Source organism: Mucilaginibacter sp. UYNi724 (assembly GCF_054057495.1).
In genome coordinates this window covers 56,502-70,133 of sequence record NZ_JBSRZI010000013.1, presented here as the reverse complement: position 1 = coordinate 70,133, position 13,632 = coordinate 56,502, and the positions used below count along the sequence as shown (strand labels likewise).

The window sequence follows — 13,632 nt, the reverse complement described above, 5'->3', positions numbered from 1 at the left end:
ACCGGCGGCTGTTTCTTTTATCACTATAAAAACTGATATTTGATTCGCTAACCAATTACATTGCCTGTTATGAAGTTTCGCATTTCATTAGTTGCCCTGATTGTATTCTGTGCTGTATCCGCATCGGCACAAACCAAACGCCTTACTTATTGCAACCCGCTCAACCTCGATTATGGTTATACGCCGTTCGAGACCTTTGCTGCATGGGGCAAGCACCGCGCCACTGCCGACCCAACCGTTACGCTATTTAAAGGCAATTATTACCTGTTTAGTACTAATCAATTTGGGTATTGGTGGAGCAGCGATATGCTGAACTGGAAGTTTGTGTCGCGCAAGTTTGTGAGGCCATACAACGAGGTTAAAGGCGATGAGCTTTGCGCCCCCGGTACACTGGTTTTGGGCGATACCCTACTGGTTATTGGCTCTACCTATAATAAAGATTTTACCCTGTGGATGAGTACCGACCCAACTCACGATACCTGGAAAGCTGCCAAAGATTACTTTAAAGTTGGCGCGTGGGATCCGGGGCTATTTGCGGATGATGACGGCCGCGTGTATATCTACCATGGTAGCAGCAACACCCTGCCCATGTACGGGCAGGAGATAGACCGTAAAACTTTTGAACCCATTGGCCCAAAAAAGGAAATGATCAAACTGGACTGGAAAGAGCACGGCTGGGAGCGCTTTGGCGAGAATAATGATAACGTATTCCTGACCGGGTTTATGGAAGGCGGCTGGATGAATAAACATAACGGAAAATACTACCTGCAATATGCCTCACCCGGCACCGAAGGGCGTGGCTACGGCGATGGCGTTTACGTGGGCGATAAACCGCTTGGTCCGTTCACTTATCAAAAACATAACCCATTTAGCTACAAGCCGGGCGGCTTTGCTAAAGGGGCGGGGCATGGTGCAACCTGGGCCGATAAATTTGGTAACTATTGGCACATCAGTACCATGGTTATTAACGTAAAAAATAATTTTGAACGCCGCAACGGTTTTTGGCCGGCCGGTTTTGATAAGGATGGCGTGCTGTACACCAATACCGCTTATGGCGATTACCCGCATTACTTAGCCGCAGGCAAGGAAGATCACCTTAAAAGTAATTTTACAGGCTGGATGTTGCTGAACTACAACAAGCCTGTGCAAGTATCGTCAACCCTTGGCGCTTACGTACCTAACCTGGCGGTGGATGAGGATATTAAAACCTACTGGAGCGCCAAAACAGCCAACAAAGGCGAGTGGTTTAAAACGGATCTGGGCGATGTAAGCACTGTTAGGGCCATTCAGGTGAATTACGCTGACCAGGATGCTACGTTCATGGGTAAATCGTTAGGGGTGTTTCATCAGTATGTTATCTCTTCATCAATAGATGGTAAAACATGGAAAACGCTGGTAGATAAAAGCAAAAACAAAACGGATGTACCCCACGATTACATCGAACTGAAATCCCCTGCTAAAGCGCGTTATTTAAAGATCACCAACCTGCACATGCCAACGGGTAAGTTTGCTCTATCAGGATTTAGGGTATTTGGGAAAGCAGGAGGTGCAGCGCCGGATACGGTAAGAAATATGATCGTTCTTCGCGGTGATGCCGAGCGCCGTAACTCATGGATCCGCTGGCGGCAAACGGATAGTGCTGTGGGTTACACCATCTACTTTGGTACCGAGCCCGATAAACTCTACAGCAATATTATGGTTTACAATATTACCGAGTACTACTTTAACGGCATGGAAAAAGGCCTGCCATATTACTTCCAGATAGAGGCATTTAACGAGAACGGGATAAGTAAGAGGACTAAGGTGATGAAGGTGGAGTAAGATACTTTCAAAGCGTCACTGAGAGGTACGAACCAATCTCTTTAGAACAATTGTACACTTTGCCTAAGAGGTTACCTTGTCGCTATCGTTCCGCGCAATTACGTGTTGACAATACTGGCTTAAAATTGCGTTTTATAATCAGACTAATACTATGTATAAACTATTATCTGCCGTTGCTTTCGTGTTTGTCATTAGTTTAGCGGCAAATGCTCAAACCCCGGATAGCACACTAAAACCATCGCCGTTAAAAACCTTGAGCGATGTGCAATACAACGCGTTGATCAAGGGCGAGGATGTTTACGAAATGAACAAGGTGGCCGAAATGAACAATTACCCGCCGGCAGATAAGGCTTTGAAGTTTAAGAAAGAGATAGATCTAAGTCCGTCGCAAGCAGCAGCGTTAGCCAAAATAAGTACCGAGTTAAAGCGCAAAAAGATTGAGATGGGCAACTTTATTGTCACTAACGAAACCAAGCTTGACGCGCTGTTCCGAGCCAAAAAGATAAACGAAAGCGACCTCATCTACTATACAAACCGCTATGGCTTATACCAGGGCGAACTGCGTAACGCCATTTTAAACGCGGCTGTAAAAACGTATTATTTGCTGTCGCCACAGCAGTTAAATAAATTGCGTACATTCAAGTAAGGATATTAAACAATATGCCGATGGATTTATTTAATTTAGCGGCCAATAAAATTGTATGAAGATTACATTTGATTTTGAAAAGCCACTTGCCGAATTGCAAGGCCAGATAGAAAAAGTTAAGCAGGTTGAAGAAAAAAACAAGCTCGACATGTCTGCCACCGTTGCCGAGTTAGAGGCCAAGATGGAAAACACCAAGAAAGAGATTTATGCCAACCTTACCGGATGGCAAAAAGTACAGATATCCCGCCACCCCGAGCGCCCTTATACTTTACAATACCTTGAGCTGATGTGCGATGATTTCATCGAAATGCATGGCGACCGTACTGTAGGTGACGATAAAGCAATTATAGGTGGTTTTGGGACGTTAAATGGCCAAACAGTGATGTTTATTGGCCACCAAAAAGGGCGTAACACCAAGGAACGCCAGTACCGTAATTTTGGTATGGCCAACCCCGAAGGTTACCGCAAAGCTTTAAGGCTGATGAAAATAGCCGAGAAGTTTGGCAAGCCTGTTGTTACTTTAATAGATACCCCCGGAGCATTCCCGGGCCTTGAGGCTGAAGAGCGGGGACAGGGCGAGGCTATTGCCCGTAACCTGCTGGAAATGTCGGTATTGAAAGTGCCTATAATTTGCGTGGTAATTGGCGAAGGTGCATCCGGTGGTGCATTGGGTATTGGTATTGGCGATAAAGTGATGATGTTGGATAACTCTTGGTATTCGGTTATCTCCCCGGAGAACTGTTCTACCATCCTGTTCAAAACGTGGGAACATAAAGAACGCGCTGCCGAAATGCTGAAACTAACATCGACAGAGATGTTGAAGAACAAGCTGATCGATGGTGTTATTAAAGAACCACTTGGTGGCGCACACCAGGACCCCGTTACTATGGCTGCCACATTAAAAAAGCAATTAATTAAAGACCTTAAAACCTTAACCGAGCGCAACGTCGACGAACTGGTTACCGAGCGTATCGACAAATTCTGCAGCATGGGTGTTGTAGAAGAGGATTAAGTTTTAGATAAAGACGAAACGAAAAAAGCGGCTGCATGGCCGCTTTTTTCGTTTTGTACCGCTTACTGTCCCGTTCTTTATGTTACTATGTAAATTAAAAAACGTAAATTGTTGGTAATCAGTTTTTTGCGACTTCTGGTGCGTGAGACAGTGTCAAGTGTCGTTTATTTAATTGTCTGTCAATTAACGCTTTAACTAAATCTAAGGGTGTTCCACTTTTAAAAAAATGGGACAGAGTGGTACACCGTGGGACAGGCCTAATTATTTCTTCTCTAACTCGGCAATTACAGCCTTTGCCGCTTCATTTTTAGGGTCGAGTTGAAGTGATTTTTTATAGTTTATCAGGGCCTTTGCTTTATCGCCTTTGGCATAATACGCTTCGCCCAGGCTGTCAAATAAATTGCCCGATGTTGGGAATAGGGCAGTATTATATTCAAAAACTATCAGTGCATCATCCAAGCGGTTCTTATTCTTAAAATAGTAGCCTATCTCATTTAAAGATGATTCGTTTTCGAAACCATAATCGGCTGCGTATTTAACTTTAAGGTTATTATAAAAACTGATTATCTGTGCACCCTTAAGGCTATCTAACTGTGAACCAAAAGCAGCCAGTACTGATTTTTTTGGCTGTTGAAAAGGTTTGCCGTCTAAAATAGCTTGGATAGCTCTGTTTATATCGTATAAATTATTCTGCTTGTTATTGGTCATCAGGATAATCGTGCGGCCCTGTGATGTGTTAGCTGTTAGCAAGGCCTGGTAATTTAAGCTCGTGCCATCATGTTCATGGGTCAATATCTTGCGGCTTGCCATACTGCCACCACCTAAACCGCATTGTTTGTTAGGCGCAAAAGGGGTAATGATCTCTTTTGTCGACTCCGGGTTTATCAGTTTAAAACCCTCCAAAGCCAACTCCCATTTGTAGAAGTCGTCCAACGTAACAGCCGTCCAACCGGTAATTGGATAGATTAGGGATGACTGTTGCAGTTTATTGCTATATGATTTGGCCATTAGCGTTGTGCTATCGTCAGGATCGATCAAAGCATTGGTCATGTTTAGGGGTTTCAACATTTTTTGCTCTACAAACTTGGTGAAAGTTAAGCCGGTTATCTTTTCAATTATGCGGCGCTGTAAAAATGTGTTGCTGTTATTGTAGGCATATTGTGTGCCCGGCGCAAAATCAAGTTTATCAAGTTTTTGCAGGTCGCCCCAGATGTCTGCATCATTTTTTATGGTTTTCCATTTAAGGTCGGGCAGGCCGCTGGTATATTGCAGCAGGTTTTTAATGCTGATCTGTTTTGCCCAAGCCGGTAAATTGGGGAAGTATTCAGATACCTTATTATCAATGCTTAATTTGCCCTGCTCTTTAAGCATCATTATACCTACTGCATTAAACTCCTTAGCTATGGAGCCAATGTGGAAACGGTATTGTGTTGTTAGCGCAGTTGTTTGCGATGCATCGGTAAAGCCTATCGCTCCTTTGTAAATTATCTTCCCCTTATCTGCCACTAAAATATTCCCCTTAAACAAGCCCAGGCGATTGGTGCGGTGCAGCATAGAATCTATAACAGCCGCCTTATTTTGGGCTGATGCAATATTGCTGAGGATGAGTAAAGAGAGCAGAAGGTAGGCGTGTTTCATATTCTTAAGTTGTACTACTAAGACGACGCTAAGGTTGATATGTTACTCGTTTTAAACAAGAAAAGCGGCTAATTGCCGCTTTCTTGTTATTTGTAAACTTAAGTATCGTTACTGTTGCGGTGGTGCCATGCCGCCAAACTTGGTGCCGTAGTCTTTCAACTGGGCGCTTATTTTGGCGCTAAGGGCATCCTGCTTGTAGCTTTTGGTTAGGTTAACCATCCCGTTTAATAACGAAAGATACAGCTGTACATCGCGGCTGTTTAGGCTGCCATCGCTTTTTTGATAAAGTATGTAGCTGTAGTTCAGTTGGTCAACTATGTAATTATCAATTTGTGTAGCAAGCTTGATGCCTAAAGTAGCATCACCCATACGGAACAAGCTTTCGGCCATGTAATATTTACGTACGGCCAATTCAGATGATATGATCACCGATGGCATTACATCATCATATTTCTTTAAAGCGTTTTTAGCCAGGTCCTGGTGGCCTTCTTTTAAAAGGTTATCGGCAAGGGTAGCGTACAAGCGGGTTATCAAAGGGTAAAACAGGTTTAGCGATTCATGATCCAAATACTTAGCATTTTTGAAATTGCCATATTTGTACTTATTTATCATGTTATCGTACATTTTCAGGGTGTTGCTATTCTCTTGTGCCGCAGCGGTTGTATCCGGTTTATACGGCATCAAGCGGTAACTTAAACCTTCGCTGTACAGGTATTTGTCAAGCCCAAGCATATTGTCGCTTGGCACGGTAGATGCAAAGTACACCGGGCGTTTCCAGTTGTTATGCGCCAGGATATCCATCATAGCCAGGTTATCCTTAGTTACATATTTACCGGGATACATCCAGTCCATTTCTGGTACTATCTTGTCTTTTTTATCGGCAGGCACTGTTCCGTATTTAACTACATCATCCGCATTAACCGTCAATTTAAAGTTTTTGCTTGGCAGGTAGTTAGCGCTTTCGCCGCTTTGATACTGCACCATGTTGTCCTTACTGTCTGACGTAATAAAGTCGAACACTTCTTTCAACTCCACATTGCCTGCAATTTTCGCGTCGTTATAATAAATAACATCGCGCACACCGGCTTCAAATTTTTTGTTATCCATGGTGATAGGTAGCGGTGCCGAGTTGTTCATTTTGCCCTTCATCTGGCGGATATACCAGTCTGTACCCAATAAACTTAAATTTACGATACGTACATCCGGGCGAACGTTCTCAACCTCCTGGATATACCAAAGCGGGTAAGTATCGTTATCGGCATAGGTAAACAGGATGGCATTTGGCGCACACGAGTTTAGGTAATCGTAAGCGATGTCATGCGGGGTAAGCTTGGTAGAGCGGTCATGGTCGTCCCATTCCTGGTTGGCCATAAGCGCAGGCGCGGCAAGCAAACATATTACGGTAGCGGCAATAGCGCTGGTTTTAGGATTGATCTTTTTGCTCAGCAAGTCGGCAATAAACAATACGCCAAGGCCTATCCAAATAGCGAACGCATAGAATGATCCCGCATAAGCATAATCACGCTCACGTGGCTGTAATGGGTCCTGGTTTAGGTAAAGCACAATGGCTAAACCCGTAAAAAAGAACAGGATCACTACCACACCCGCATCGCGCTGGTTGCGTTGAAAGTGATATATCATCCCCAATAAACCTATTATAAGCGGTAGGAAATATAGCCTGTTGTATGATTTGCTTAGCGTGACGGTACTTGGCAGGTCTTTATTGCTAAAGCCGCTTAGCCAGCTGCCATCGGCACCCTGCGCGGTTTGCCCGTCCATTTCGTTTGCCCGTCCTACAAAGTTCCACAAAAAATAGCGGGTATACATCTGCGTAACCTGCCAGCTGGTAAAAAAGCCAATATTGGTGCCCATGGTTGGATGTTCCTCGGCGCCAAGGTTGCTCCACATCCTGTAAAACTCAGCGTGATTCGGCTTTTGGCTAAACATTCTCGGGAACAGCGTATTCCTGTCGTAAATAGTGTTTAGTTTTTTACCTGCAACCTCGTATTCTTTTTCGCCACGGCGATATATTTTAGCGCCCTCGGTTTGGTCAGTAACCTGCGAATCAAAATACTCGCCATACATTAAAGGCGTATCGCCGTACTGGTCGCGGTTTAGATAACTATTAACTGCAAACGGGTCCTGCGGGTCGCTGTTGTTCAGGTTGGTACCCGCTTTAGCACGAATAACGATCATCACGAACGAGCTATAACCGAACAATATGAACGCTGCACATATCAAAACGCGGTTTAATGCAACACGTTTTTCACGTACTTTTAAAACATATTCTAATAGTGCTAAAATAGCGGCAGCGCCAATCAAGCCAACAATGCCTGCGCTAATGGTAAGTAAGGCAACAAAGCAAAGTACTGCAATGCCTAAAAAAGTTGTAGATGGTTTTATGGTATAATAGATCCCCGATGCCAGGGTGCCTATAACCAATATGAAGAACACGATAGCGCCACTGCCGAAGCCCATGCCCAGGGTGTTTACAAAAAGCAGATCAGAAAAGGCCGCGCCTTTAACCGTGAACTGTATAACCCCCCAAAGTATTAAGGCAACCGTAATGACACCTAATACAAACGACCAGATGGTACCGCCGTTTGTAACTTGTTTTGCCCTGCGGAAGTAAATAACCAATGCAATAGCAGGTATAACCAGTAAGTTTAATAAGTGGATACCGATGGATAGGCCCATTACATAGGCGATGAAAATGATCCATTTATCAGCATGGGCTTCATCTGCATGGTTTTCCCATTTCAATATGGCCCAAAAAACGATGGCGGTACAAAGGGATGATTGCGCGTAAACCTCGCTCTCGACAGCCGAGAACCAGAAAGTGTCTGACCAGGTGTAAGCCAATGCACCCACTAAACCTGCACCAATAATTTGGATGATGTTGGTTTGGGTGAGCTCCTGTCCCGCCTTAACAACCAACTTTTTAGCAAGCGCGGTTATCGTCCAAAAAAGGAACAATATGGTTGCGCCGCTGGCAAGTGCTGATGCCATGTTGGTGAAATAAGCTACCTTCATGTTATCACCAAAAGATAATAACGAAAATACCTTACCTATCATGGTAAATAACGGCGCACCGGGTTGATGGGCTACCTGCAGGCGGTAAATACAAGCTATAAATTCGCCGCAATCCCAAAAACTGGTAGATGGTTCGAGCGTTAAAATGTAGGTGATGGATGCAATAATGCTGGCTGCCCAGCCAAAAATATTGTTGATCTTATTGTATTTCATGCTGTTTATTACAAGCTAAATCAGGTTTAAGCAGCCGAAAATAAGAAAAACATTACGATGTTTATGTTAAAAGCGGTAAACCTTAACACTTTTTAACGCATGTTTTGGCTGCTGAAATAATTTCAAATACTTTTTTAAATTTTGCTTTTGAGTTCTCAAAAATCGTCCTATATTTGCATTCCTTTTCGGGATGGCTTACAAACCAAAGGAGATTGCCTGATAGTATAATGGTAGTACGACGGTTTTTGGTACCGTTTGTCTAGGTTCGAATCCTGGTCGGGCAACATAGAAATTTCGGATTTCGGATTTTTAATTTAGGATTTACTTCCAAGATGAAAATCGAAATCCGATTGTTTTTTATACGGGGTTGGTGTACTTGGACTAACGATATAGGATGTTAAAAATCCGAAATCGTAAATCGTAAATCCGAAATAAGAAGATGCCTTTACAGTTTAATACAGTTAAGCTATTTGCAGGGTCGGGTTCTAAGGAACTGTCAGAACACATTGCTACATCATACGGGCAACCGCTTGGCGATGTAGTTTTGTCGCGTTTTAGCGATGGCGAATTTCAGCCCCATTTTAACGAGAGTATCCGCGGATGCGATGTGTTTTTGATACAAAGCACACACCAGCCTACCGATAACCTGATGGAACTGCTGATGATGATAGATGCCGCGCGCCGCGCATCTGCCCATTACATCATTGCGGTTATCCCTTACTTCGGTTTGGCCCGCCAGGACAGGAAAGATAAGCCGCGTGTTGCCATTGGCTCAAAACTGGTAGCAAACTTATTGGTAGCAGCAGGTATTAACCGTATCATGACGATGGACCTGCACGCTGCACAGATCCAGGCATTTTTTGATGTACCGGTAGATCACTTAGATGCATCTATCATATTTGTACCTTATATAAAAAGCCTTGGTTTGGGTAACATAACCATTGCATCGCCGGATATGGGTGGCTCTTACAGGGCGCGCAGTTTCGCGAAGTTTTTTAATGCCGAAGTTGTAATTTGTGACAAACGCCGCAAGCGCGCAAACGAAATTGAAAGCATGACCATCATTGGAGATGTTACCGATCAGGATATTGTACTGATAGATGACATTTGCGATACAGCAGGTACGCTTGCAAAAGCGGCCGGCTTAATTATGGAGCGTGGTGCACGCAGCGTTCGCGCGGTATGTACACACCCGGTATTATCAGGTAAGGCTTATGAAACTATCGAAAACTCGGCATTAACCGAACTGATAGTGACCGATACCATACCATTAAAACATAGCAGCCCTAAAATAAGGGTACTTACCACCGCCGATTTGTTTGCAAAAGCAATAAGCAACGTAAACGAGCATGGCTCGATAAGCCAGCTTTTTAAAGTAGATTAAAAATATCCATACCATGTTGGTGTGGCTTTGAATAAATAAATAATGAAATCATTTGCTATTAGCGGTTCTCCAAGAGAGAACGTAGGGAAAAGAGACGCTAAAGGACTGCGTTACCAGGGCTTAGTGCCTGCAGTACTTTACGGTGGTGCAACACAAACCCACTTTGCAGTGTCCGCAGCTGATTTGAGAGCCGTAGTTTATACTCCGGTTGTTCATTTCATCGAAATTGAAGTTGCTGGTGTTAAATCACAAGCCATCATTAAAGATATGCAGTTCCACCCGTTAACGGAACAACTTATCCACATCGACTTTTTATTGTTAGATGAAAAGAAACCTATCACTATTGAAATTCCTGTAAAATTAACAGGTACTTCTCCGGGTGTTAAAGTGGGTGGTAAATTAGTTCAAAAACTAAGGAAACTGCGTGTTAAAGCCTTACCGAAAAATCACTTGGATAACATCGAAGTGAGCATCGAAGCCCTTGAGGTTGGTAAATCAGTAAAAGTTAACGAGATCAACTTGCCTAACCTTACTATCACCAATTCACAAGAAGATACAATTGTATCTGTAACCACTTCACGTGCATTACGCCAGGCTGAGCAAGAAGCAGGCAAAAAATAATTTATCGGGATTAACCGATTTGAATTTATTGAAAAGCGACGGTATCTACCGTCGCTTTTTTTATGCGTATCGTCTTCTTTAATATAGTTCATAAAAATATCTTTCAAATAATTTGCTAAAACGATTTACATTTATAAATTTGCTAAACCAATTTAGCATAAACCGTCATCATGAAGAAAGTATTACTACTGCTTACTGCAATTGTACTAACTATGTCCTGTTCCAAGGATAATTACAAGAGATTCCCCAGCCCGGGAAGAATGATCAAACAATTCGCGCTTGCCGAGGGGCAAATGGGCCCGGCAGTGTTTGATAACGTTAAACATACAATAACCGTTACCGTGTATAAAGGGGCTAACATGGCCGCTTTAAAAGCCAACATGGTTATCTCCGATGGGTCGACAGTGTCGCCCGCATCGGGGGCAAGCTTTAATGCTACTTCGCAAAAGCAGGTATTTGTAGTCACCGCCGAATCCGGCGAAAAGATCGACTGGAACGTTGAATTTAAAGTATTTGATTTTAATAATTCGGACTATGGCGTATTTGCCATTGCAGCTACTAATGGTAAGATGCTACAGGTAGCGGGCAATTACACCTACAATGAGAAATATAAGGATAATCAAAAGATAGAAGCCGGAACAAGTTTAAATGTAATGCCGCTTTGGCAAAAATGGCACCTCATCTATAATAGCACGGCCCGGGGGGTAAGATATTACCAGATCCGGAATTTATACACCGGTAAGTTTATAAATGCAGGTACGGGCGCCCTGGCGGGTGCCGAGGCTGAGCAATACCGTGAATCGGCCGTTGCGGGCGAGTTGTGGACAGTTGGGCAATCATCAACCGTAGGTATATTTAATATCATTAATAAAAATACAGGTTTGGCACTAAGCACATCGGCCGCAGACGTTAAAGTAACACTGGAAAAGGCGGATGACAAAAGCGGTAATCAACAATTTACCTTTATGCCATTGCCCGAACAAGCCTACAGGGATGATGCGGCAATTGGTTTTTTTGAAAGAAATAACTCAAGCCAGGGTTCGGTAGCGTTTGATCAGGGTACCAGCGTACCGCTAAGCAATGGCAAAGTGTTGTGGATCACCCAAGATGCGTGGGACGGATCGAGGCTGCGCGATAATCATAAATTTGCGTGTTCGGACTTCTTTAATTACAACAACTCGGTAATGATACAGCCAACGGCAACCGACTGGAACCCCGATCATACCACCAACATGACGATACCAAACAGCGCGCATGGCCGCCCAAGGCAGATCTTTAATAACCAGCCGGGTACAGATTGGTCATGGCCGGGATTAGGTGTGCAGATAGGCAACGACGTTTGGGTACAGTGCGGCGAGGGCAGGGGCTTGGGTGCCACCAACCAGTCACTGTACAAGCTTACTCCTAACGCAGGCGACGAATGGTCGGCTGTACGTAATACTCCAGCCGGTATGTCGGGTCAAACAGATATAAGCTATTCATCAGGTATGGTAAAGGGTAACGATGGCTATGTGTACTCTTTCGGTTCGCAGGGTTTTAATTTTGGCTACGGCCAAAATATTTTTGTAGCCAGGTTTAAACAAACCGATCCATTGACGTGGGCGTTTTGGGACGGCACTTCATGGGTAAACACGCCTACCACCAGCGATGCGGCAAAAATTGCCGTAGGGCCGGGTAATAATAGTATCTCATACCTCAATGGTAAATACATTATGATGTCAATGGATCAGGGTTTTAACTGCGAAACTAAGCGTGATATATATATATCGACGTCGACCAGCCCAACGGGCCCATTCACCGCGCAAAAATATATTTATACGGTTAGCGAATATTTTGGCGGTAAATATGCGCGTTACTATACGCCGTCTATTCACCCCGAATCGGTTAACGGCCATAACGAACTGTTATTAACCTTTTGTTTGAACTTCTCGGGCTGTGGCGTTACAGATTGCCAGGAAGGTTATCTCGACCCTTATTACTACCGTGTAAAAAACATCCGTGTGCCTTATTCGGTAGTAGGATTGTAGACAGTAAGTAACTGATAAGCAAAATATGATAGCGATGGGGTTTAAACCCATCGCTATTTTTGTATAATTGCGCTTTAAATCCCTGTTAAGGGTAGGCTTATGAAATATTTGATAGTTGGGTTAGGAAACATTGGGCCGGAATATGCCGATACCAGGCATAACATAGGTTTTATGGTGCTTGATGAAATGGCAAAGCAGGAAGGGGCAAAGTTTTATACCATGCGCCTGGCTGCCTACACCGAAGTGAACCATAAAGGCCGCACCCTTCACCTTATTAAGCCAACTACCTACATGAACCTTAGCGGCAAGGCCTTAAATCATTGGATGAAGGAACTGAAGATCCCTGTTGAAAACGTACTGGTTATTGTGGATGATATTGCTTTGCCATTGGGCACGCTTCGCCTTAAACCAAAAGGTAGCGCCGCGGGGCATAATGGTTTAAAACACATTGAGACCACCCTGGGTAACAACGAATATGCGCGCCTGCGTTTTGGCGTAAGCGATAATTATCCCAAAGGCCGCCAGGTTGACTATGTGTTAAGCGGTTTTGACGATGACGAGAAACTCGAACTCCCTGCACTAATTGATCGCTCGATAGAAATGATAAAAAGCTTTGCCACTATAGGTACGGAGCTTACGATGACCAAGTTCAATAAATAAGATTATCCTTGAAGCTTCGTATAAATATGCCTGATATTTGAGGTTTAAGCTTTGGATATAATTGATTAAATTTGAATATGACAACATTAATAATGCATCCTCAAAATAAAGAGCAGTTGAGTGCTTTAAAGGCTGTTGCTAAAGCATTAAAAGTAACTGTGGAAACAAGCCCTTATGACCCTGAATTTGTATCAATGGTAAAGAAGGCAAGTAAAAATGGCAATTACATAGAGGTTGATCCAAAAGACATATGGGGCAGTTTAAACTTAAAGTAGAGGAACTGGCCCAAAAACACCTAAAACAGCATTACACATCAGGTGGTAAAGGAACAATCAAAAGATTGAGAAAATACTAATCGAACTTTCACAAGATCCATATACAGGTATTGGTAATCCAGAACAGTTATTGGTAATCCAGAACAGTTAAAGTATGAGCTTGCCGGATTTTGGTCAAGGCGCATCAATCGAAAAGACAGATTAATTTATAAAGTTGAAGAAGACATTGTAATGGTTTTTGTTGTATCGGCGATGGGACATTATAATAGCAAATAGTCGTTTCTATTCAACCTTAAAAAAGA

The 13,632-nt window shown here is 43.4% G+C and carries 11 protein-coding genes and 1 tRNA gene; 10 read left to right on the top strand and 2 right to left on the bottom strand.

All coding sequences use genetic code 11. The features are described 5' to 3' along the window. Nucleotides 1–69 precede the first annotated feature (69 nt). From ACVW0P_RS17470 to ACVW0P_RS17460, 3 genes are all read left to right on the top strand, one after another. Nucleotides 70–1,821 (top strand): family 43 glycosylhydrolase, encoded by a 1,752-nt coding sequence (locus tag ACVW0P_RS17470; RefSeq protein ID WP_457133196.1) that lies wholly within the window; start codon nt 70–72, stop codon nt 1,819–1,821. 151 nt (nt 1,822–1,972) lie between these two features. Then, nucleotides 1,973–2,467: a hypothetical protein gene (locus tag ACVW0P_RS17465; RefSeq protein WP_457133195.1), complete on the top strand. Its 495-nt coding sequence runs from the start codon at nt 1,973–1,975 to the stop codon at nt 2,465–2,467. A gap of 55 nt (nt 2,468–2,522) precedes the next feature. Continuing rightward, nucleotides 2,523–3,479 carry an acetyl-CoA carboxylase carboxyltransferase subunit alpha gene (locus ACVW0P_RS17460; RefSeq protein WP_354428914.1) on the top strand — a complete coding sequence of 319 codons (957 nt, stop codon included), beginning with the start codon at nt 2,523–2,525 and terminating at the stop codon, nt 3,477–3,479. Nucleotides 3,480–3,740: 261 nt separating this feature from the next. Here ACVW0P_RS17460 and ACVW0P_RS17455 read toward each other — a convergent pair whose 3' ends face one another. Together ACVW0P_RS17455 and ACVW0P_RS17450 are read right to left on the bottom strand one after the other, a co-directional pair. Further along, complete coding sequence (locus tag ACVW0P_RS17455) at nt 3,741–5,117, bottom strand: serine hydrolase (protein WP_457133194.1); 1,377 nt, start codon at nt 5,115–5,117, stop codon at nt 3,741–3,743. A gap of 108 nt (nt 5,118–5,225) precedes the next feature. Beyond that, the gene (locus tag ACVW0P_RS17450) at nt 5,226–8,363 is read right to left on the bottom strand and encodes a glycosyltransferase family 117 protein (protein WP_457133193.1); all 3,138 of its coding nucleotides are present in this window, start codon (nt 8,361–8,363) and stop codon (nt 5,226–5,228) included. Between the two features lie 213 nt (nt 8,364–8,576). On the opposite strand from ACVW0P_RS17450, the gene ACVW0P_RS17445 reads away from it, so the two are divergent. From ACVW0P_RS17445 to ACVW0P_RS17415, 7 genes are all read left to right on the top strand, one after another. After that, nucleotides 8,577–8,647, top strand: a tRNA-Gln gene (locus ACVW0P_RS17445). Between the two features lie 155 nt (nt 8,648–8,802). Next, complete coding sequence (locus tag ACVW0P_RS17440) at nt 8,803–9,747, top strand: ribose-phosphate pyrophosphokinase (RefSeq protein ID WP_354428919.1); 945 nt, start codon at nt 8,803–8,805, stop codon at nt 9,745–9,747. A 42-nt stretch (nt 9,748–9,789) separates the two neighbouring features. Then, nucleotides 9,790–10,368 (top strand): 50S ribosomal protein L25/general stress protein Ctc, encoded by a 579-nt coding sequence (locus ACVW0P_RS17435; RefSeq protein ID WP_457133192.1) that lies wholly within the window; start codon nt 9,790–9,792, stop codon nt 10,366–10,368. Nucleotides 10,369–10,538: 170 nt separating this feature from the next. After that, nucleotides 10,539–12,395, top strand: coding sequence for a DUF4185 domain-containing protein (locus tag ACVW0P_RS17430; protein WP_457133191.1), 1,857 nt, complete (start codon nt 10,539–10,541; stop codon nt 12,393–12,395). A gap of 99 nt (nt 12,396–12,494) precedes the next feature. Next, nucleotides 12,495–13,055, top strand: a complete 561-nt coding sequence (gene pth / locus ACVW0P_RS17425) for an aminoacyl-tRNA hydrolase (RefSeq protein WP_457133190.1) — start codon at nt 12,495–12,497, stop codon at nt 13,053–13,055. Nucleotides 13,056–13,132: 77 nt separating this feature from the next. Further along, a complete protein-coding gene (locus tag ACVW0P_RS17420; RefSeq protein WP_354428926.1) occupies nt 13,133–13,330 on the top strand; it encodes a DUF2683 family protein in 198 nt (65 codons plus the stop codon). Nucleotides 13,331–13,459: 129 nt separating this feature from the next. Further along, on the top strand, nt 13,460–13,606 hold the full coding sequence (locus tag ACVW0P_RS17415) for a type II toxin-antitoxin system YoeB family toxin (RefSeq protein ID WP_457133250.1): 147 nt from the start codon (nt 13,460–13,462) through the stop codon (nt 13,604–13,606). Nucleotides 13,607–13,632: the final 26 nt, after the last annotated feature.

What these genes read in the sequence shown, in the direction of transcription:
- ACVW0P_RS17440 (WP_354428919.1), top strand. Translation starts at nt 8,803, where the DNA reads ATGCCTTTACAGTTTAATACAGTTAAGCTATTTGCAGGGTCGGGTTCT.
- ACVW0P_RS17460 (WP_354428914.1), top strand. Translation starts at nt 2,523, where the DNA reads ATGAAGATTACATTTGATTTTGAAAAGCCACTTGCCGAATTGCAAGGC.
- ACVW0P_RS17455 (WP_457133194.1), bottom strand. Translation starts at nt 5,117, where the DNA reads ATGAAACACGCCTACCTTCTGCTCTCTTTACTCATCCTCAGCAATATT.
- ACVW0P_RS17470 (WP_457133196.1), top strand. Translation starts at nt 70, where the DNA reads ATGAAGTTTCGCATTTCATTAGTTGCCCTGATTGTATTCTGTGCTGTA.
- ACVW0P_RS17465 (WP_457133195.1), top strand. Translation starts at nt 1,973, where the DNA reads ATGTATAAACTATTATCTGCCGTTGCTTTCGTGTTTGTCATTAGTTTA.
- ACVW0P_RS17435 (WP_457133192.1), top strand. Translation starts at nt 9,790, where the DNA reads ATGAAATCATTTGCTATTAGCGGTTCTCCAAGAGAGAACGTAGGGAAA.
- pth (WP_457133190.1), top strand. Translation starts at nt 12,495, where the DNA reads ATGAAATATTTGATAGTTGGGTTAGGAAACATTGGGCCGGAATATGCC.
- ACVW0P_RS17450 (WP_457133193.1), bottom strand. Translation starts at nt 8,363, where the DNA reads ATGAAATACAATAAGATCAACAATATTTTTGGCTGGGCAGCCAGCATT.
- ACVW0P_RS17430 (WP_457133191.1), top strand. Translation starts at nt 10,539, where the DNA reads ATGAAGAAAGTATTACTACTGCTTACTGCAATTGTACTAACTATGTCC.
- ACVW0P_RS17420 (WP_354428926.1), top strand. Translation starts at nt 13,133, where the DNA reads ATGACAACATTAATAATGCATCCTCAAAATAAAGAGCAGTTGAGTGCT.